Source organism: Nocardioides sp. (assembly GCF_030019515.1).
GTDB lineage: Bacteria > Actinomycetota > Actinomycetes > Propionibacteriales > Nocardioidaceae > Nocardioides.
The window spans coordinates 143,778-163,664 of record NZ_JASEEQ010000002.1 but is presented as its reverse complement, the minus strand read 5'-3'; the positions used below and the strand labels follow the sequence as shown (position 1 = coordinate 163,664).

General features: G+C 72.2%; 17 protein-coding genes. 10 read left to right on the top strand and 7 right to left on the bottom strand.

What is annotated here, in order from left to right:
* Nucleotides 1-84 precede the first annotated feature (84 nt).
* Genes QMC84_RS03190 through QMC84_RS03180 form a run of 3 tightly spaced genes read left to right on the top strand, consistent with a single transcriptional unit; the run spans nt 85 to nt 3,088 of the window.
* Nucleotides 85-1,284 (top strand): nucleotide sugar dehydrogenase, encoded by a 1,200-nt coding sequence (locus QMC84_RS03190; RefSeq protein WP_300371710.1) that lies wholly within the window; start codon nt 85-87, stop codon nt 1,282-1,284.
* A gap of 11 nt (nt 1,285-1,295) precedes the next feature.
* A complete protein-coding gene (locus QMC84_RS03185) occupies nt 1,296-2,051 on the top strand; it encodes a glycosyltransferase family 2 protein (RefSeq protein ID WP_300371708.1) in 756 nt (251 codons plus the stop codon).
* Nucleotides 2,048-3,088, top strand: a complete 1,041-nt coding sequence (locus QMC84_RS03180; protein WP_300371706.1) for an NAD-dependent epimerase/dehydratase family protein — start codon at nt 2,048-2,050, stop codon at nt 3,086-3,088. Before QMC84_RS03185 ends, QMC84_RS03180 begins: the two co-directional genes overlap by 4 nt.
* A gap of 10 nt (nt 3,089-3,098) precedes the next feature.
* Here QMC84_RS03180 and QMC84_RS03175 read toward each other — a convergent pair whose 3' ends face one another.
* Nucleotides 3,099-3,776, bottom strand: a complete 678-nt coding sequence (locus QMC84_RS03175; protein ID WP_300371704.1) for a class I SAM-dependent methyltransferase — start codon at nt 3,774-3,776, stop codon at nt 3,099-3,101.
* A 118-nt stretch (nt 3,777-3,894) separates the two neighbouring features.
* Here QMC84_RS03175 and QMC84_RS03170 point away from each other — a divergent pair, with 118 nt between their 5' ends.
* Complete coding sequence (locus tag QMC84_RS03170) at nt 3,895-4,824, top strand: DUF3068 domain-containing protein (protein ID WP_300371702.1); 930 nt, start codon at nt 3,895-3,897, stop codon at nt 4,822-4,824.
* An 82-nt stretch (nt 4,825-4,906) separates the two neighbouring features.
* Here QMC84_RS03170 and QMC84_RS03165 read toward each other — a convergent pair whose 3' ends face one another.
* Complete coding sequence (locus QMC84_RS03165) at nt 4,907-5,725, bottom strand: class I SAM-dependent methyltransferase (protein WP_300371700.1); 819 nt, start codon at nt 5,723-5,725, stop codon at nt 4,907-4,909.
* 224 nt (nt 5,726-5,949) lie between these two features.
* On the opposite strand from QMC84_RS03165, the gene rpsA reads away from it, so the two are divergent.
* A complete protein-coding gene (gene rpsA, locus QMC84_RS03160) occupies nt 5,950-7,422 on the top strand; it encodes a 30S ribosomal protein S1 (protein ID WP_300371698.1) in 1,473 nt (490 codons plus the stop codon).
* A gap of 188 nt (nt 7,423-7,610) precedes the next feature.
* On the opposite strand, the gene QMC84_RS03155 is transcribed toward rpsA, so the two are convergent.
* Nucleotides 7,611-7,757 carry a hypothetical protein gene (locus QMC84_RS03155; RefSeq protein ID WP_300371696.1) on the bottom strand — a complete coding sequence of 49 codons (147 nt, stop codon included), beginning with the start codon at nt 7,755-7,757 and terminating at the stop codon, nt 7,611-7,613.
* 93 nt (nt 7,758-7,850) lie between these two features.
* Between QMC84_RS03155 and QMC84_RS03150 the strand changes: the two genes are divergently transcribed.
* Nucleotides 7,851-8,795 (top strand): helix-turn-helix domain-containing protein, encoded by a 945-nt coding sequence (locus tag QMC84_RS03150; RefSeq protein WP_300371694.1) that lies wholly within the window; start codon nt 7,851-7,853, stop codon nt 8,793-8,795.
* Here QMC84_RS03150 and QMC84_RS03145 read toward each other — a convergent pair.
* Nucleotides 8,792-10,069: an AMP-binding protein gene (locus tag QMC84_RS03145; protein ID WP_300371693.1), complete on the bottom strand. Its 1,278-nt coding sequence runs from the start codon at nt 10,067-10,069 to the stop codon at nt 8,792-8,794. The two genes, QMC84_RS03150 and QMC84_RS03145, sit on opposite strands and share 4 nt — an antisense overlap.
* A gap of 192 nt (nt 10,070-10,261) precedes the next feature.
* Nucleotides 10,262-11,839 carry a methyl-accepting chemotaxis protein gene (locus QMC84_RS03140; RefSeq protein WP_300371691.1) on the bottom strand — a complete coding sequence of 526 codons (1,578 nt, stop codon included), beginning with the start codon at nt 11,837-11,839 and terminating at the stop codon, nt 10,262-10,264.
* Between the two features lie 287 nt (nt 11,840-12,126).
* On the opposite strand from QMC84_RS03140, the gene QMC84_RS03135 reads away from it, so the two are divergent.
* Genes QMC84_RS03135 through coaE form a run of 3 tightly spaced genes read left to right on the top strand, consistent with a single transcriptional unit; the run spans nt 12,127 to nt 15,546 of the window.
* A complete protein-coding gene (locus tag QMC84_RS03135; RefSeq protein ID WP_300371689.1) occupies nt 12,127-14,463 on the top strand; it encodes a TPM domain-containing protein in 2,337 nt (778 codons plus the stop codon).
* Between the two features lie 44 nt (nt 14,464-14,507).
* Nucleotides 14,508-14,912 (top strand): hypothetical protein, encoded by a 405-nt coding sequence (locus tag QMC84_RS03130; RefSeq protein WP_300371687.1) that lies wholly within the window; start codon nt 14,508-14,510, stop codon nt 14,910-14,912.
* A gap of 31 nt (nt 14,913-14,943) precedes the next feature.
* Nucleotides 14,944-15,546 (top strand): dephospho-CoA kinase, encoded by a 603-nt coding sequence (gene coaE, locus QMC84_RS03125; protein ID WP_300371685.1) that lies wholly within the window; start codon nt 14,944-14,946, stop codon nt 15,544-15,546.
* Here the strand turns inward: coaE and QMC84_RS03120 are convergent.
* Both QMC84_RS03120 and QMC84_RS03115 read right to left on the bottom strand, forming a co-directional pair.
* Nucleotides 15,535-16,494 carry a sigma-70 family RNA polymerase sigma factor gene (locus QMC84_RS03120; protein WP_300371683.1) on the bottom strand — a complete coding sequence of 320 codons (960 nt, stop codon included), beginning with the start codon at nt 16,492-16,494 and terminating at the stop codon, nt 15,535-15,537. The genes coaE and QMC84_RS03120 overlap by 12 nt on opposite strands.
* A 165-nt stretch (nt 16,495-16,659) precedes the next feature.
* Nucleotides 16,660-18,870: a S9 family peptidase gene (locus QMC84_RS03115; protein ID WP_300371681.1), complete on the bottom strand. Its 2,211-nt coding sequence runs from the start codon at nt 18,868-18,870 to the stop codon at nt 16,660-16,662.
* A 23-nt stretch (nt 18,871-18,893) separates the two neighbouring features.
* On the opposite strand from QMC84_RS03115, the gene QMC84_RS03110 reads away from it, so the two are divergent.
* Nucleotides 18,894-19,589 (top strand): 5-oxoprolinase subunit PxpA, encoded by a 696-nt coding sequence (locus QMC84_RS03110; RefSeq protein WP_300371679.1) that lies wholly within the window; start codon nt 18,894-18,896, stop codon nt 19,587-19,589.
* Nucleotides 19,590-19,887 lie beyond the last annotated feature (298 nt).

Below are 19,887 nucleotides of genomic sequence, written 5' to 3'. Positions count from 1 at the left end.
CCGTGCGGTCCGATCGCCCCGCCGCGGTAGTTTGGGCGAGACCACTCGAACCCGAGCCGACCGACACGACGGAGTAGCAGCAGCGTGGCAGATCAGTTCGACTTCGACGTGTGCGTGGTCGGCGGCGGCGGGCACGTCGGGTTCCCGCTGTCCGTGGCGTTCGCATCTCGGGGGCTCCGCGTCGCGGTCTACGACGTGAATGCAGCAGCCGTCGAGACGATCGCCGCCGGGCGCGCCCCGTTCCTCGAGCCCGGCGTCCACGCACCGCTCGCCGACGCGCTCGCGTCGGACCGCCTGGTCGCGACGACCGACCGCGAGGTCGTCCGCCGGGCCGAGCACGTCGTGATCGTGGTCGGCACCCCGGTCGACCAGTACCTCAGCCCCGACCCCGAGGCCGTGCCGCGGGTGGTCGGGGAGCTGGAGGACCTGCTCGTGGCCGGACAGTTGGTCGTCCTCAGGAGCACGGTCTTCCCCGGAGTGACCCGCCGGGTCGAGCAGCTCCTCGCTGGCAGCCACCCGGAGGTCGACCTGGCGTTCTGCCCCGAGCGGATCGCCGAGGGCCGGGCCATGACCGAGCTCTTCACGCTGCCACAGCTGGTGGCTGCTCGCAGCGACCGGCCGATGCAGCGCGCAGCGGCCCTGTTCGGCAAGCTCACCGACACCATCATCGAGCTGGCGCCGGAGGAGGCCGAGCTCGCGAAGCTGTTCACCAACTCGTGGCGCTACATCAAGTTCGCGGCCGCCAACCAGTACTACATGATCGCCAACGACCTCGGCCTGGACTTCGCCCGGATCCGTGACGCGATGACCACGGGCTACCCCCGCTCGGCGGACCTGCCGGGCGCGGGGTTCGCCGCCGGCCCCTGCCTGTTCAAGGACACGATGCAGCTCGCCTCGGTGACCGGGGGGGCCTTCGCGCTGGGGCACTCCGCGATGCTCGTCAACGAAGGCCTCCCCGACTACCTCGTCCGCGGGATGGAGCAACGGCACGACCTCCCGGCGCTCACCGTCGGGATCCTCGGCATGGCCTTCAAGGCCGAGAGCGACGACCGGCGCTCGAGCCTGTCCTACCGGCTCAAGCGGGTGCTGTCCTTCCGCGCCGGTCGCGTCCTGACCACCGACCCGTACGTCGCCGACGACCCCGACCTCCTGCCCCTGGACCGGGTGCTGGCCGAGGCCGACCTGCTCGTGATCGGGGCGCCGCATGCGGCCTACCAGGACCTCGAGTCGGCGGTCCCGGTCGTCGACGTGTGGAACCTGCTCGGAGCGGGGTCGGCCCTGTGACGCCCACAGCCGTGTCCGTGATCGTCCCGGCCTACCACGAGGCCGAGGGCATCGGGCGGGTGCTCGACCGGCTCATCGACGCCATCACCCTCGAGTTCGAGGTCCTCGTGGTGGTCGACGACGAAGGCGACCCGACCGTGGCCGCCGTGCGGCAGCACGTGCCCGACGACCCCCGCGTGCGGACACTCGTGAACACGTACGGGCGTGGCCCCGCCAACGCTATCCGGTACGGCATCGACGCGGCCCGCCACCCGGTCGTCGTCGTGACGATGGCCGACGGGAGCGACGACCCACGGATGATCGACCCGCTCTCCCGGCTCGTGGAGCGGGGCGTGGTCGTCGCCGCGGCCTCGCGCTACTCGCCCGGCGGCCAGCAGGTGGGTGGGCCGGTCCTCAAGGGCATGCTGTCGCGCGCCGCGGGCCGCACGCTGGGGACCTTCGCCCGCGTCGGCACCGACGACGCCACCAACAGCTTCAAGGCCTTCGCCACCGACTTCGTGCGCGAGGTGGGCATCGACAGCCGCAGCGGCTTCGAGATCGGGCTCGAGCTGACAGCGAAGGCCCGGCGGTTGCGCCGCCCCGTCGCCGAGCTGCCGACCATCTGGCTCGACCGCACGGTCGGAGAGTCCAGCTTCGACCTGAAGGACTGGATCCCCAAGTACCTGCGCTGGTATCGCTTCGCCTTCGGCCCCCAGCTCACCGTGGAGCAGGTGCGCGCCGAGGGTGCGAGAATCGCCGCTCGCAACGACAGGAGGGTGCGTCCGTGACCGAGGGATCGGGCCAGCGGGTCCTGGTGACCGGGTCGGCCGGGTTCATCGGCGGCTACGTCGTCGAGGACCTCCTCCGTCGTGGGTACGCCGTCACCGGGATCGACAACTACTCCAAGTACGGTCCGGTGACGAAGTCCTATGACAACCACCCGTCGTACCGCTTCGTCGAGGGCGACGTGCGCGACCTCGAGCTGATGGCCGACCTGGTGACCGACTGCGACCACCTCATCGCGGGGGCGGCCATGATCGGCGGGATCTCCTACTTCCACACCTACCCGTACGACCTGCTCGCGACCAACGAGCGGATCATCGCGGCCACCTGCGACACCGCGATCCGGGCGATGCCGGCCGGTCGGCTGCGCAAGGTGACCTACCTCAGCTCCTCGATGGTCTTCGAGTCCACGGACCGGTGGCCCTCGAAGGAAGGGGACGAGCGGGCGATCCCACCTCCGCTGTCGTCGTACGGCTTCCAGAAGCTCGCGGTCGAGTACTTCGCCCGCGCGGCCTGGGACCAGTACCGCGTCCCCTTCACCATCGTCCGCCCGTTCAACTGCGTCGGGGTCGGAGAGGGCCGCGCGCTCGGCGACGTCGAGATCCCGAGCGGCAACATCAAGCTCGCGATGAGCCACGTCGTCCCGGACCTGATCCAGAAGGTGCTCCGGGGCCAGGATCCGGTGCACGTGCTCGGCGACGGCAGCCAGGTGCGGCACTACACCTATGGTGCGGACCTCGCCGACGGCATCGTCCGCGCGATGTCGTCCGAGCGGGCGCTGAACGACGACTTCAACCTCTCCACCGCGCAGTCGACCACCGTGCTCGAGCTGGCCGAGCGGATCTGGCGCAAGTGCCACGGGCCCGACCGCCCGTTCTCGGTGGTGAGCGACGAGCCGTTCGCGCACGACGTGCAGCGTCGCGTCCCCGACGTCACCAAGGCCGAGGAGATCCTCGGCTTCCGGGCCACCACGACGTTGGACGAGATGCTCGACGTGGTGATCCCGTGGGTCGCCCAGGCCGTCCAGGACGGGCTGATCTGAGGCCGCCGCGTCAGACCCGCCGGCCGACGACCAGCATCTGCTTGCCCAGGACCCGCCAGGCCGGTCGGCAGCGCAGGTAGCCGCGGACCATGAACGGCCGCACCTCGAACCGGGCGTCCTTGATCGTGTAGGGCAGGAACCTGCCGATCCGCTCCTCCACCTCGTAGCCCGAGAGCTCGAGGGCCTCGGCGACGCTGAGGTCCGTCAGCGGCAGGTGGTGGTCGAGGTAGTCCCAGTAGCGTCCGGGCAGGTGCCGGATGTTCGGCATCAGCACGACCAGGCGCCCGCCGGGCCTGGTCACCCGGTGGCACTCACGCAGGGTCGACATCAGGTCGGCCTTGGTCGGCAGGTGCTCGAAGAAGTTCGAGGTGAACACGGTGTCGACGACGCCGTCCGGCAGCGCACCGAGGTCATCGGAGCGCGTGGTCAGCACCTCGACCCCGAGGGCGGCGTGGGCGGCGGTGTCGGGGTTCAGGTCCACGGCGATCCGTCGCCCTGCGGAGACCGCGTTGACGAACTCACAGCTGCCCGCGCCCAGGTCGACCACCGTCGCGTCGCGCGGGACGTAGCGCTGGAAGACCTCGCGGACCAGCACCTGCCACAGCATCCGCTTGCCAGCGAGCTCGCGCTCGTCGAAGCGGTTGCGGTAGATCGCCGGCAGGTCGTCGCCGGCGGAGCCCTCGGTCATGGCAGAGGACACTAGCCCGACCCCCGGCAACAAATCGGAGACGACTGTGACAGACGCCGCATTTCTACCCGCGGGTACTGCTACGGTTCACCGGATCGCAACATCCTTGGGAGGGGACGTGAAGCGTAAGTGGTTCGGCAGGGTGCTCCTCGGCGTGGGTGCCTTCCTGCTCGTGGCCGGGCTGCTCGGCATCGTCTGGGCACCGGGCGTCGTCAAGAAGACGCCGCTTGACGTCAACCAGGTGACGCACCTGTCGGGCACCGTCCAGAAGCTCAACGTCGAGACCGGTGAGCTCGAGGAGAACCCGGTCAAGGTCCAGAGCATCACCAAGACGGACTCCGAGCACTCCGACGACGAGATCGTCAGCTGGGTCCAGACCACCTGCGTGGTCATCGACGTCAACGACGCGCCCGACTGCGTCGACGGCGACGACGAGCGCCTGGTCTCCGCGAGCACCGACGTGTTCGCCAGTGACCGGGTCACTGCGCTCGCCGTCAACGACACCGACTACCTCCCGGCCGACGCCACGCCGCACGACGGCCTGATGAACAAGTGGCCCTTCGACGCCGAGAAGACCACCTACCCGTTCTGGGACGGCACCGCCGGCCACGCCATCGACGCCGTCTACGACCGCACCGAGACGCTCGCCGGCATCGAGTGCTACGTCTACAAGGCCTCCGTCACCGACGCCCCGATCCAGATCGCCGAGGGCATCGACGGCACCTACGACAACAACATCGAGATCTGGGTCGAGCCCAAGACCGGTGCGATCCAGCAGCAGACCCAGGACCAGCAGCGCTACCTGACCGACGGCACCCAGGTCCTCGACCTGAAGATCGGCTTCACCGACGACCAGATCCAGCAGTTCGCCGACGACGCCGAGACGAACATGCGCACGCTGGCGATCCTGACCGTCTGGCTGCCGATCGTCGGCTTCACGGGCGGGGCGCTCTGCGTGCTCGCCGGGCTCGCACTGCTGCTCACCGCTCGCCGCGCGGCCGCCGGTGGCGCGTCCGGCAAGCGCGAGATGGCCGACGCCGCCAGCTGACGGGTCAGCCGAGTCTCGACACGGCGGTCGCGACCTCGCGAGCTCGGTCGCGCGCCTCGCTCGACCACCACCGTCGGGTCCGCTAGCGCGTCCCCGACAGCCTCGCGCCGAAGATCGCGGTGCCCGGCGTGTACCGACCGCGGGTCAGCGACCAGCCGCCCCAGACCCGGTCGTGGTCCTCGGGCCACTCCGGCTCGAGCAGGTCGGTGAGCGAGAAGCCGTGCCCGGCCAGCAGCGCCACCCAGTCGCCGAGCGTGCGGTGGTGCTCGACGTACGACACCACGCCGGTGGCGTCGTCGACCTCGACGTACGGCGTGCGGTCCCAGTAGGACTGGCTCGCGACCAGGCCGGCCTCGGTCGGGTCGTCGGGGAACATCCACCGGGTGGGGTGGGTGATCGAGAAGGCGTAGCGGCCGCCGGGACGCAGCACCCGCGCGGTCTCGGCGACGGCGTCGGCGATGTCGCTGACGAACTGGAGCGCGCCGAACGAGGAGAACACGACATCGAAGGAGTCGTCGGCGAACGGGAGCGCGGTGGCGGTGCCGAGCACCGACGGGACCGCGAGGCCGGTGTCGAGGTCGATGCGGCGCGAGTGCTGGAGCTGGCGGAAGGAGAGGTCGAGGCCGTAGGCCCGCCCGCCCTGGCTGCGCACCCACCGAGAGCACTGTCCGGCGCCGGACCCGACCTCGAGCACGTCGCGCCCGGCGACCTCGCCGAGCACCCGTGCCCGCGCCTCGGTGAGGCCCTCGGGCCCCCAGACGAAGCCGACGTCGCCGAGGAACTCCCCGTGGGTGGACTGGTACTCGTCGGCGTAACGGTCCCAGTCCGGGCCATTGGCCCGGCGGGACTCGTCCTCGGTGACCGGCCGACGCTCGACCCGCACCGGAGGATGGTTCTCCACCCTCGGAGCGTAGTCCCCGGCCCGCGGGGGACCGGGGCCGGTCACCCGCCGGGTCGCTCGGTTGGACGAACTTCTCGCGCCCCGCGTAGTCTCTAGGTTGCGCCGGAGGTCTGCCCGGGTCCCAGACGGAGCGGACACGCGCTCGCTTTCCATCCCATGGTTGGTGAAAGACGACCTTCGACGTGCCCGCACGACTTCTATCCACCCAAGGAACAACCTCCCTTATGACGAGCACGATCTCTGTTCTGCCGGACTACGACGCACCGCAGGTCGCGGTCAACGACATCGGGTCCGAAGCGGACTTCCTCGCCGCCATCGACGAGACGATCAAGTACTTCAACGACGGCGACATCGTCGCCGGCACGATCGTCAAGGTCGACCGCGACGAGGTCCTCCTGGACATCGGCTACAAGACCGAGGGCGTCATCCCCTCGCGCGAGCTGTCGATCAAGCACGACGTCGACCCCTCCGAGGTCGTCGCGGTCGGCGACGAGGTCGAGGCCCTGGTCCTCCAGAAGGAGGACAAGGAGGGTCGGCTGATCCTGTCCAAGAAGCGCGCCCAGTACGAGCGCGCCTGGGGCACGATCGAGCAGGTCAAGGAGGAGGACGGCGTCGTCGAGGGCACCGTCATCGAGGTCGTCAAGGGCGGCCTGATCCTCGACATCGGCCTGCGCGGCTTCCTGCCCGCCTCGCTGGTCGAGATGCGCCGCGTGCGCGACCTGCAGCCCTACGTCGGCCAGACCCTCGAGGCCAAGATCATCGAGCTCGACAAGAACCGCAACAACGTGGTCCTGTCGCGCCGCGCCTGGCTCGAGCAGACCCAGTCCGAGGTCCGCCACGGCTTCCTGACCCAGCTCCAGAAGGGCCAGATCCGCAAGGGCGTCGTCTCCTCGATCGTCAACTTCGGTGCGTTCGTGGACCTCGGTGGCGTCGATGGCCTCGTCCACGTCTCCGAGCTGTCCTGGAAGCACATCGACCACCCGTCCGAGGTCGTCGCCGTCGGCGACGAGGTCACCGTCGAGGTCCTCGACGTAGACATGGACCGCGAGCGGGTCTCGCTGTCGCTCAAGGCGACGCAGGAGGACCCCTGGCAGCACTTCGCCCGGACCCACCAGATCGGTCAGATCGTGCCGGGCAAGGTCACCAAGCTGGTGCCGTTCGGCGCGTTCGTCCGCGTCGAGGAGGGCATCGAGGGCCTGGTGCACATCTCCGAGCTCGCCGAGCGTCACGTCGAGATCCCCGAGCAGGTCGTCCAGGTCAACGACGACGTGATGGTCAAGATCATCGACATCGACCTCGAGCGGCGCCGGATCTCGCTGTCGCTCAAGCAGGCCAACGAGACCGCGACCGCGGCCGACGTCGAGGACTTCGACCCCACGCTCTACGGCATGGCGGCGACCTACGACGAGCAGGGCAACTACGTCTACCCCGAGGGCTTCGACCCCGAGACCGGCGAGTGGCTCGAGGGCTTCGACGAGCAGCGTGCGGTCTGGGAGGACCAGTACGCCAAGGCGCACGCCCGCTGGGAGGCGCACGTCAAGCAGCAGGCCGAGGCCGCCAAGGCCGAGGTCGAGGCCGGCGAGGCCACGTCGTACTCCAGCGGCGGCTCCGACGACTCCAGCTCCTCCGACGGCGGCTCGCTCGCCTCCGACGAGGCGCTGCAGGCTCTCCGCGAGAAGCTCACCGGCGGCAACTGAGCGCCGCCGGCGGAGCGTCCGCTGTGTTGGCGGGCCTCGACGACCGCTTCGCTCCAAGGTCGCCTTCGGCCCGCCGCCTTGCGGCCGCACTCGCCGGACGACGCTCAGCCTGACACTGGACTGAACAGCACGAAGGCCCGCCCCGGGATGACCGGGGCGGGCCTTCGTGCGTCTCGAGGGTTGGTGCCTCAGGCGGCCCAGGGGGAGCGGAACTGCGGGTCCGGGGCGTGGGACGTGGGCGGCCGCTGGGGTCCGCGGCCGTCGTGGGCGAGCAGCTTGATCATGGCGATGCCGAGCACCGCGACGATCGCGAGGAGGATGATCACGGAGGTCATGGCAGTAATCATGCGCGCGTGTCATTCCTGCCACGAGTGGCAGGAATGACAGTATGCATTGATTTTCTGCCACGTCTGCGGCAGGCTGGTCCGGTGCACAAGGTCGCGGTCGTGGTCCAGGACGGGGCGGAGCCGTTCGGGCTCGGCTCGTTGGTCGAGGTGTGGGGCGAGCCGTACCACCCCGAGGACGACAACCCGGTCTTCGACTTCCGGGTCTGCACGCCGCGCCCGGGCCGGGTCCGCGGGCGCTCCGACTACGACCTGGTCGTCGAGCGCGGGCTGGAGGCCACCGAGGACGCCGACCTGGTCTGCCTGAGCCCGAAGTACGAGTTCCTGCGCCACGACCCGGTCGTGATGGACGCGGTGCGCGCGGCGTACGAGCGCGGCGCGATCATCTACGCGCACTGCTCGGGGGTCTTCGAGCTCGGCGCGGCCGGCCTGCTCGACGGTCGCGAGTGCACCACGCATTGGCGCTACACCGACAAGCTGGCCGCCCTCTACCCGCAGGCGGACGTCCGGCCCGACGTCCTGTACTGCCACGACGGCAACGTGCTCACCGGCGCCGGCGCGGCGGCCGGGATCGACGCCTCGCTGCACCTGGTGCGCGAGCAGTTCGGCGCCAGGGCGGCGGCCGCGACCGCGCGGCGGATCGTGGTGCCGCCGCACCGCGACGGCGGGCAGGCCCAGTTCATCGCCCGGGCGGTCCCCGACTGCGAGGCCGAGACCCTCGGCCCGCTGCTGGAGTGGATCGTCGACAACCTCGGTGAGGACCTCGGCGTCGAGGCCCTGGCCCGTCGCAACCACATGTCGCCGCGCACCTTCGCCCGGCGGTTCCGTGCCGAGACCGGCACCACGCCGCACTCGTGGGTCACCCGCCAGCGCGTCCAGGCGGCCGAGGAGCTGCTCGAGCGCACCGACCACTCGATCGACTGGATCGCCGACGAGGTGGGCTTCGGCAACGCCGCGACGCTGCGCCACCACTTCGGCCGGGTGCGTGGGCTCAGCCCGCAGCAGTACCGCCGCCGCTTCGCCGGTTAACGGCTCAACTGATCTCGCAGGACCTTCCCGGTCGGGGTGCGGGGCAGGTCGTCGAGATGGCGGTACGTCTTGGGGCGCTTGGGCGGCGCCAGCCGCTCGCGTGCGAACGCGTCGAGCTCGGCCGCGGTGGCGGTGCCGACCACCGCGGCGCACACCCGCTGGCCCCAGTGCTCGTCGGGGACGCCGTACACCGCGACGTCCTCGACGCCCGGGTGCTCGCGCAGCGTGTTCTCCACCTCGAGCGGGTAGACGTTGACGCCGCCGGTGATGAGCAGGTCCTCGCGGCGCCCGTCGAGGTAGAGGTACCCGTCCGCGTCGAGGCGGCCGAGGTCGCCGACGGTGAACGCACTCGTCCCATCGGGACGGGCCCGCCAGGCGGTCGCTGTCCTCTCCGGATCGCCGAAGTACTCGAAGCGGGCGTACGGCGGCACCGTGCACCAGATCGTGCCGTCCGCGTCGACCTCCAGGGCCCGGCCCGGCCGGGCCCGCCCCACGGTGCCGGGGCGCTCGAGCCACTCCTCGCTGTGGCACGCGGTGAACTGGCCCTCGGTGGAGCCGTAGAACTCCCAGGTCGACCCGGGCGGGAACGCCTCGATCAGCCGGCGCTTGAGCGCCGGCGGGCACGGGGCGCCGGCGTGCGCCACCAGCCGGAAGCAGGACAGGTCGGGCCGGCCGGCCCCGGAGTCGGCCAGCGCGTCCCAGTGCGCGAACAGCCGCTGGAGGTGCGCCGGCACGCAGAACATCGTCGTCGGCCGCTCGCGCTCGATCGCCCCGGTGATCCGCGCCGGGTCGAAGCCGCCCGGGGCGACCACGCGCCCGCCGGCCAGCGCGGTGCCCATCGCGAAGCGCAGCGGCGCGGAGTGGTACAGCGGGCTGAGGACCAGGTTCACGTCGGCGTCCGTGAAGCCCCACAGGTCGCGCTCCTCGGCGACGAGCGCGGCGGCGTCGGCCTCGGTGAGCAGCCCGCTGTAGACGCCCTTCGGGGTGCCCGTGGTGCCGCTGGTGACGTGCATGGGGCGGGCCCGCGGGAGCGCCCGGCGGAACCGGGCGGGGGTGTTCGCGACCATCGCCGCGACCTGGTCGGCGGAGTCGACCACCAGGTCCGGGTGCAGGGTGGCGAGCAGCCGCTCCCGCTCGTAGGCCGTCAGCCGGGGGTCGAGCGGGATCGGGAACATCCCGGCTGCGAGCAGCGACATCACCAGGTCCAGGTAGTCGAGCGACCCCGACACCAGCAGCGCGACCCGGGCGCCCTCGCGCAGCTCGAGGTGGTCCACAGCGCAAACCTACTGTTGCCGGACGCGCGAGAACCCGCCGTACGCCGTGGCGCCGGCCCAGCCAGCCCGCACTCCCCATCCTGGTGAACCCGCCCGGGACCAGGACCGTGCTGTCCGTCGCCCGGAGCGCGAGCCTGTCACCGGTGTCGGCCGGGCCGGTGGCACGAATGCCGCCGGCCCGGCCGTTGGTGACTAGTAGCGGAACTGCCCGACGAGCTGCTGCATCTTGGCCGCCATCCGGGCGAGCTCCTCCGCGGCCTGGCTGGTGCTCTCGGCGGCCATGGTCGTGTCGGAGGAGGACCGCGCCACGCCGGTGATGTTGTCGGCGATGTCGGTCGAGCCCAGCGCCGCCTCGTTGACGTTGCGCGACATCTCGTTGGTCGTCGCGGTCTGCTCCTCGACCGCCGAGGCGATCGTGGTCTGGGCGTCGTTGATCTGGGCGATGATCCCCGAGATCTGGCTGATCGCCGCGACCGCGGCCTCGGTGTCGGTCTGGATCGTCTCGATCCGGCGGCTGATGTCCTCGGTGGCGCGGGCGGTCTCCTGGGCCAGCTCCTTGACCTCGTTGGCGACCACGGCGAAGCCCTTGCCGGCCTCGCCGGCACGGGCGGCCTCGATCGTCGCGTTGAGCGCCAGCAGGTTGGTCTGCTCCGCGATCGAGTTGATCACCTTGATCACGTTGCCCACCTCGGAGGAGGACTCGCCGAGCTTCGCGACGGTCGCGTTCGCCGAGTCGGCGACCCGGACGGCGTCGGCGGCGACGTTCGCGGCGCTGGTGGCGTTCTGGGCGATCTCCCGGATCGAGGCCGACATCTGCTCGGTGCCGGTGGCGACGGTCTGGACGTTGCGGGAGACCTGCTCGGCGGCGCTGGACACCACGCCCGCCTGGGTCGCCGACTCCTGGGCCGACCCGGACATCTGCCCGGACACGCTGGACAGCTCCTGGGAGGCGGACGCGAGGGTCTCGGCGTTGGCGGCGATGTCGGACATCGCCTCGGCCAGGCGGCCGCTGGCGACGTTCAGCGCGGTCGCCATCTGCCCGACCTCGTCGGTGGTGTCGAGGTCGAGGTACTGGGCGAGCTCGCCGTCCGCGAGACCCCGCAGGGCGACGGCGGTCTGGTCGATCGGCCGGGTGATCCGACGGGCGACGAACAGGGATAGCGCCAGGGTCAGCAGCAGGCCGAGCCCCAGTCCGAGGTAGACGATGGTGCGCGCGTTCGTGTACGTCGAGCGAGCCTGCTCGACCGAGGCGGCCGCCTCGCCGTTGATCATGGCCTCGAGATCGTCCAGGGTCTGCCCCATCGCGTCGACCAGCGGCACGACCTCCTGGGCCCTGAGCGCGGTGAGCTCGGTCATCTTGCCCTGCCTCGCGAGGTCGAGGACCTCGCCGCCGGCGAGCTCGGTGTAGGCGGCCCAGTTCGCCCGGAAGTCCGCCATCATCTGCAGGTCCTCGGGGTCCAGGTCCTTGTCGAACGTGGCGAGCGCGGCGTCGACGGCGTCGATGTCGGCGAGGTAGGCGTCGTGCGCGGGGCCGTCGGTGACCTGCAGCTCATCCTCGGTGGCGTCGATCCGGGTCTGCAGGAACGCCTCGCGCACGGTGTTGACGTGTCCGACCGGCTTCATTCCCTCGGTCTCGATGGCGGCCGCCTCGTCGGCGATGTTGCCCATCTCGATGATGGCCAGCTGGCCGATGGTCCCCGCGAGCACGATGCCGATCAGCGAGACGGCGAGCACCTTGGTGCGCAGCCGCCGGTTGTCGAACCAGCGCATCAGATGCCGTCCGGGCCGTCCGGGCCGTCCGGAGGCCAGCGGCTGCGTTGGGGTGGTGGTCGTTGTTGACATGGTGGCGAGCTCCTCGCGTCTGGCCGCCTGGCGACGGTCTCTTCTGGATCGCCCGAGAACGCGACCCGTCACCCCCGCAGGTCCTCCGTGTCGCCGAGGTCCCGATCGGCGGGCTGAGACGGCGTCTTAATCCGCGTGGCCCAGATCACGGTCCGGGTCTCCGGCTCCGGTGCGGCGGTGGTCGACCACCGATCGCACAGGGCACGATGTGCGGCATGCGAAGGCTTCTCGCCGGCTCGGGCGTACTCGTGGCCCTGGTGCTCGGTTCCGGCGGGCCCGCCCCGGCCGTGATCGTCGTGGCGAGCGCCGAGGAGCCGGTCTGCTCCGGGGCCACCGTCGTCGACGGCGCCGGGGTGCTCGACGACGCGCGCATCGAGCAGGCGGCCGCCGCGTTCGGCGACGGGATCGTCGTCAAGGTGCTCAGCTACCGCTCCACCGACGGGGAGGACCTCTACGACCGGGTCCTCGACGAGCGTGAACGGTGCGGAGGCTGGGGGTTCCGGCCGGGCCGGGGAGAGTCGCTCCTGGTGCTGGCCGTCGCGACCGAGGACCGGCGGCTCGCCAGCCACTACGACGGTCGCGCCCAGGACCGGTTCGAGACGGCCCGCGAGCGCGCGGAGGTCGACGGCATGGGCGCGAGCTTCGGCAACGGCCAGTGGACGCGTGGCATGGTCGACGGCCTGGCGATCTACGCCCGCGCGTACGCGCGCGGCGCCGGCGGCGGGAATGGCGGCGGGAACGGTCCGCCGTCGACCGGCGGGCCGAGCCTCGGCGAGCTCCCGGAGGCCGGCAGCACCTCCGAGTCGTCCGGACCGTGGCTGCTCCTCCTCCCGGCGGCGCTGGTCGTCGGCGGAGCCGGCTGGGGTGGGCTGGTGCTGGCTCGCCGGCGCCGGGCCCGGCGCGCGGCCCGCGCGGCGCTGGCGGCCGCCACCGACGACCTGGCCGCCGCGTGGCTGGACGTGGAGCAGGCGCGCGAGTACGTCGACGCGCGGGTCGCCTCGCTGCCGTCGGTCGACGACACCACGGTGAAGCAGGTCCGCACCGACCACCGGGCCGCGACGGCGGCGCTCGAGCACGCGACGGCGGCGTACCTCACGCTCTCGCAGACCTACGACGTCGCGCGGGTCGCCCGCCTCGACGCGGGCGAGGCGACCGCCGGGGTCGCCCCGGTGACGGCGGCGGCAGCCGACCTCCGCGCCGCCCACGCGGAGCTGGCCGGGGTCGAGGCGGCGGTGACCGCGTTCGAGGGGCTGCGCGACGACCTCCCGGAGCAGGTGACCGCGCTCCGCGGAACCGCCGGGCACCTGACCGGCCTGCTGGAGCGACGGCGCGCGGAGGGCTACCGGACCGGCGACCTGGACGGGGCACCGGGCGCGGCCGAGCAGGCCGCCCGCGACGCGGAGGCGCTGGGCGGCCAGCTGCGGTTCGGCGACGCCTCGCTGCGCCTGGGCGCCGCTGCCGAGGCCCTCGCCGAGCAGGTGGCCTGGCTGGAGGGGCTCGACGACTACCGGGCCGCGCTCGCCACCGACCTGGCCTCGCTGGAGGCCCGCTGCGCCGACCTGGACGCCGCGATCGCCGACGCGCGGGTCACGCTCGAGCACCTGGACTCGACGTACGACGCCTCCTGCACCACCGGCGTGCGCGACCGGGTCGAGGCCGCGGCGCTGGCCCGTCGGCGCCTGGACGGCGAGCTCTCGGCGATCCGGAGCGACTCCTCGATGGCGACCCAGGAGTTCCGGCGCGCGCGGGAGCAGGTCGGTGCCGCCGCGCAGACCGCGGACCGGATCACGACCGACGCCGCCGCGGCGGGGGACCGGGAGAGCGAGCTGACCGAGCTCACGGCCCAGCTGCCGCTCACCGCCCAGCGCCTCGCGGCGGACGCGGCCGGGGTCGGTGCCCGGATCGAGGCGAACCCGACCGCGATCTCGTACCTCGACGTGGTCCCGCCGGTCGCCGAGCTGGAGGCGGAGGCCGCGCGGCTCGGCGACCGGGCCCGGCAGCCGAAGGCGCCGCTGCTGGCGCTGCGCGACGACCTCGACACCCTCGGCCGTCGGGTCACCGAGAGCGCCGGCGTCGTCGCGGCGATCATCGCCGCCTACGAGGACGCCCAGCGACTGCTGGCGGCGGCCGGAGCGGCCGTCGCGGACGCACGGGACGAGGTGGATCGCGCAGATGTCGGCAGCGCCGCCCGCGCGACCCTCGCCGAGGCCGAGGACGCCCTGGTGCGCGCCGACGGCGCCGACACGCTCGACGCCGTGCGGCGGGCGGCCGAGGAGGCGCGCGACCTCGCCAACGACGCCGCCGCCCGGGCTCGGCGCGACCGGCGCGGGGCCGAGCAGCGACGTGCGGCCGCGCGCCGCGGGTCGGGGGGTGGCTCGTTCCTCGGCGGTGGCGGTGGCATCGGCGGCTTCGGCGGAGGTGGGCGCGGCTTCGGTGGCGGGGGCTTCGGGGGCTTCGGGGGCTTCGGCGGTGGCGGTGGTGGCTCCCGCGGCTTCGGCGGTGGCGGTGGGTCTCGAGGAGGAGGCGGCGGAGGCGGGTCTCGGGGCTTCTGAGCGGTTCGCCTGACGGGAGCCTCCCGGTCGGGGAGGCTGTGCGGATGAACCTGCCCCGAGTGGTCATCGGCGTCCTGCTCCGCTCCGTCGTGATCGCGGCGGTGATCGCGGCCTACGTGGCGGTGATCGCCCGCAGCGAGAGCACCGACGCCCTCGGCGCCGGGCTGCTCGCGTTCCTCATCCTGGTCGCGATGGCGTTCGTCTGGGCCGTGGTCGACGGCATCCGGCACGGCCTGCTCGAGGCCCTGCTCACCTGGGTCCTCACCTCGGCCGTCGCCGGCGTCGGCATCCCGGTGGTGCTCGCGCTCACCGACGACCGCGACCTGGCCGCCGAGGTGAGCGACGGTGCGGTCTTCTTCGCCGTCGTGCTCGTGGTGCCGGCCGCCCTCGGCTTAGCGCTCGGCGGCCTGGTGCACCGGTTCCGCGGCCGCCCCGAGGTCACCGCCTGACCGCCCGTCGCGGCTCCGGCAGGATGGCCCCATGAGAGTGGGACTGACCGGCGGCATCGCCTCGGGCAAGAGCACGGTGTCGGCGATCCTGGCCGAGCTGGGGGCGGTGGTCATCGACGCGGACCGGCTGGCCCGGGAGGTGGTCGCGAAGGGCACGCCCGGCCTGGAGCAGGTGGTGGCGGCGTTCGGCCCCGGGATCCTCACCGAGGGCGGCGAGATGGACCGGGCCGTCGTGGGCCGGATCGTGTTCGCCGACGAGCAGCAGCGCAGGACGCTCGAGGCGATCGTGCACCCGCTGGTGTTCGAGCGGTACGCCGCGCTGGAGGCGGCCGCCCCCGCGGACGGGATCGTGGTCCACGACATCCCGCTGCTGGCGGAGTCCGGCCGCGCCGCGGACTTCGACGCGGTGATCGTCGTCGACGCGCCGCATGAGACCCAGGTGGAGCGGCTGCTGCGCGACCGGGGGATGACCCGCGAGGATGCCGAGTCGCGGATCGCCGCTCAGGCGACCCGCGAGCAGCGCCGCGCGATCGCGACGTACGTCATCGAGAACATCGGGACGCGCGAAGACCTCCGTCAGCGTGTGGCGGAGGTCTTCGAGCAGCTGCGCTCAGGCGGTTCCTCAGGCGGCTAGATCAGGGTCACCCAAGCGGCGGAGCTTCTGCAGCGCCTCGCGCTCGAGCTGGCGCACCCGCTCGGCGGAGATGCCGTGCTTGGCGCCGATGTCGGCCAGCTTGTGCTGGCGCCCGTCGGCCAGGCCGTAGCGCGACCGGATGATGTCGGCCGCCCGGTCGTCGAGCTTGCCGACCAGGCTGTTGAGCCGGTCGCGCGACTCGACGTCGATGAAGTTCAGGTCCGGACCGGGCGCGGTCTCCTGGGCCATCAGGTCGCCCAGCGAGGTGTCGCCGTCCTCGTCGACGGGGGAGTCGAGGCTGACGTGCTCGCGGCCCCAGGCCATCAGGTCGAGGACCCGGTCGACGTCCATGCCGAGCTCCTCGGCGATCTCGCGCGGCTCGGGCTCACGGCCCAGCTTGCGCTCGAGGGTCCGGCGCGCGCCGCCGACCTGGTTGAGCTCCTCGACCACGTGCACGGGCAGCCGGACCACGCGGGCCTGCTGGGCGATGCCGCGGGTGATGGCCTGGCGGACCCACCAGGTCGCGTAGGTCGAGAACTTGTAGCCCTTGGTGTAGTCGAACTTCTCGACCGCGCGGATCAGCCCGGTGTTGCCCTCCTGGATCAGGTCCAGCATCGGCATCTGGGCGCGGCCGTACTTGCGCGCGATCGAGACGACCAGGCGCAGGTTGGCGGTGATGAACGTGTCGACGGCCTTGCGGCCCTCCTCGGCGAGCCACTCGAGCTCCTCCTGGGTCGCCGTCATCGGCGCGCCGCCCTTCTTGCGGCCGACCCGGCCCTCGGCGAGCAGGTTCTCGGCCATCAGGCCGGCCTCGATCGCCTTCGACAGCTCCACCTCGGAGGCGGCGTCGAGCAGCGGGTTGCGGGCGATCTCGTCGAGGTACAGGCCGACGCTGTCGCGGCCCTCGATCTCTCGAGTGCCGGTGCTGACAGCGGTGCGTACAGCCATGGGTCGCCCTCCAATCTCACGTGGGCAGCGCTGTTGCGCTCCCACACGTCACGTACAACGTCCACGGTGACCAGCGGATTCCCTGGCCAAACCTCGAACCTCTCACCCCGAATGACGTGCGAGTGGCCCGCGGAGTTGCGTCGGCGGCGTACTCTCAGGGACTTCTCAGGGGACCTCGGGGCTGCGGACCCCGCCCGGGCGGTCCGCGAGACCCATCCGGTCGAGCATCCAGGCGAGGGCGAAGGCGCGGTCGTGCCAGGCCTTGTAGCGGCCCGACACGCCGCCGTGCCCCGCCGCCATCTCGGTGCGCAGCAGGAAGTCGCGCCGCCCGACCGCCGTCGCCCGCAGCCGGGCGATCCACTTCGCGGGCTCCACGTAGAGCACCCGGGTGTCGTTGAGCGAGGTCTCCGCCAGGATCGGCGGGTAGTCCTGGGCGGCGACGTTGTCGTACGGCGCGTACGACGCCAGGTACTCGTACACCTCTGCGTCGGTCGTCGGGTCGCCCCACTCGTCGTACTCCGGCACCGTCAGCGGCAGGCTCGCGTCGAGCATGGTCGTCAGCGAGTCCACGAACGGCACCCCCGCGACGATCCCGGCGAACAGCTCCGGCGCCTGGTTCGCGACCGCGCCCACGAGCAGCCCGCCGGCGCTGGCGCCCTCGGCGAGGAGCCGGTCGGGAGTGGTCCAGCCGGTGGCGACCAGGTGCCGCGCGCACGCGACGAAGTCGGAGAACGTGTTCTGCTTGCGCATCAGCTTGCCCTCGTCGTACCAGTGCCGCCCCATCTCGCCGCCGCCGCGCACGTGCGCGATGGCGAACGCCGCGCCGCGGTCGAGCAGGGACAGGCGGGCGATCGAGAAGTACGGGTCGATCGAGGTCTCGTAGGCGCCGTACCCGTAGAGCAGCACCGGCACCGGTCCGGTGCCGCCGCCCGCCCCAGAATCGAGGGGAGTCTCCCGCGACCCGCGCTTCGCGACGATCGAGATCGGGATCCGCGCGCCGTCCTCGGCGCTCGCCCACAGCCGGTGCTCCTCGTAGTCGGCCGGGTCGTAGCCGCCCAGCACCGGCGCGCGCCGCAGCAGCGTCAGCTCGCGGCTGCGCACGTCGTAGTCGTAGACCGACGACGGGACCGCGAGCGAGGTGTAGCCGAGCCGGACCACCGGCTGGTGGAAGCCGGGGTTGCCGGCCGTCCCGACGGTGAAGATCTCGCGGTCGAACTCCACGAGGTAGTCGTCGGTGACGCCGCCCTCGCCCTCTCCCTCAGCGCCGAGCTCCAGGATGCGCAGCTGGGTGAGGCCCGCGCTGCGCTGGTGCACGACGAGGTGGCCGGCGAACGCGTCGACGTCCTCGAGGCGTACGGCGGGGTCGTGGGGCACCAGCGGCCGCCACTGCTCCGCGGGGGTCGGCAGCACCGGCGCGGTGCCGAGCTCGAAGTCGGGACCGGCGTGGTTGTGCAGGACCAGGAAGACGTCCTCGCCCGCGAGCACCGCGTGCTCGAGCGAGTACTCCAGCCCCTCGCGCCGCTCGGTGAACACCCGCCAGCCCGCGTCCGGGTCGTCGGCGTCGAGGAAGCGGTACTCCGAGGTGGTCTTCGACGCCGAGGCGATCACCAGGAAGCGGTCGGTGCGCGTGCGACCGACCCCGACCCAGAAGCGGCCGTCGGTCTCGTGGTGGACCAGGACGTCCTCGTCCTGGGTGGTGCCCAGGCGGTGTCGCCAGATCTTGTCCGCGCGCCAGGTGTCGTCGACGGTCGTGTAGTAGAAGCTCTCGCCGGCCCGGTCCCACGTGGCGCCGCCGAGGACCCCGGTGATCTCGTCCGCGCGCAGCTCGCCGCTGTCGATCTCCAGGACGCGGATCGTGTACCGCTCGTCGCCCACCACGTCGGTGGCGTAGGCCAGGAGGTTGCCGTCGGGGCTGACCGAGGAGCCGCCGAGGGAGAAGAACTCGTGGCCCTCGGCGAGCGCGTCGAGGTCGAGCAGCACCTGTTCGCCGGGCAGCGCCGGCTGGTCCGGGTGGGTGTCCTCGGCGGGCTTCGGCGGCGTCCAGTCGTCCGGGTCGGCGACCGGGACGCGGCAGCTGGCGCCGTACTCCTTGCCGGCGAAGGAGCGGCCGTAGTACCAGAAGCCGCGGTTGCGGGTCGGCACCGACAGGTCGGTCTCGCGGGTCCGGGCCCGGATCTCCTCGAAGATCGACTGGCGCAGGTCGGCGAGGTGGGCGGTGCGCTCCCTGGTGTAGACGTTCTCGGCCTCGAGGTAGGCGACGACCTCGGGGGCCTCCTTCGCGCGCAGCCACTCGTAGTCGTCGACCCGCCGGTGCCCGTGGTGCTCGGCGATGGTCGGGCGTCGCTCAGCGGTCGGCGGCACGAGAGAGGGCTGCATGGGCGCGACGATAGCGTCGGGACATGGAGCGGCCCCGGATCGACCTCAACGCCGACCTCGGCGAGGAGATCACCGACGACGAGTCGCTGCTGGCCGTCGTGACCAGCGCGAACGTCGCCTGCGGCTACCACGCCGGCAGCCGCGCCGTGATGCGCGCGGTCTGCGCGGAGGCGGCCCGGCGCGAGGTCAGCCTGGGCGCCCAGGTCTCCTACGCCGACCGCGAGCACTTCGGGCGGGTCGAGCTCGACGTCTCCTACGAGGTGCTCCGCGAGCAGGTCGCCGACCAGGTCGGCGCGCTGTCCGAGATCGCCGCCGAGGAGGGCACCGCGGTCCGGTACGTCAAGCCGCACGGTGCGCTGTACCACCGGGTGCTCGACGACGAGGCCCAGGCACGGGCGGTCCTGGACGGGTCCGGGGTCCTGCCGGTGCTGGGGATGCCCGGCGCGCTGCTGCGGCTGGCCGCGGCCGCCGGCCGGACGGTGTTCCTCGAGGGCTTCCCCGACCGGGGCTACGCCGCCGACGGCCGGCTGCTGCCGCGCTCGGCGCCCGGTGCGCTGGTCGAGGACCCGGACCGGGTGGTCGCGCAGGCGGTCGCGCTGGCGAGGAGCGTCGACTCGGTCTGCCTGCACGGCGACACGCCCGGCGCGGTCGGGCACGCGCTCGCCGTACGCCGGTCCCTGCAGGAGGCCGGCTTCGCGCTGCGGCCGTTCGCGTCGTAGGGCAGCAGCTCGTCCACAGGTTGGTCCACAGGTCTGGACCGCGACCTGTGCACAGCGTGCTCCTGTGGTGGACAGCAGGGGCTGAGCTGTGGAGGAACCTGTGGGTTCGCGGGAAGGCCTTGCGGGGTGCGCGCGGCCTCCCGTAGAACTCTCCTACCGATCCACCGCTTGCGGGGGATCGGGGATCGGACAGGAACGAGGATCCGTACCGCGAGGCGACTCGCGGCGTCGGCCCGGTGACGGGGACGGCGGGGTCCGAGGGCCGGTCCGGTGGACCGGGCGTCACCTCTCCGGTCGA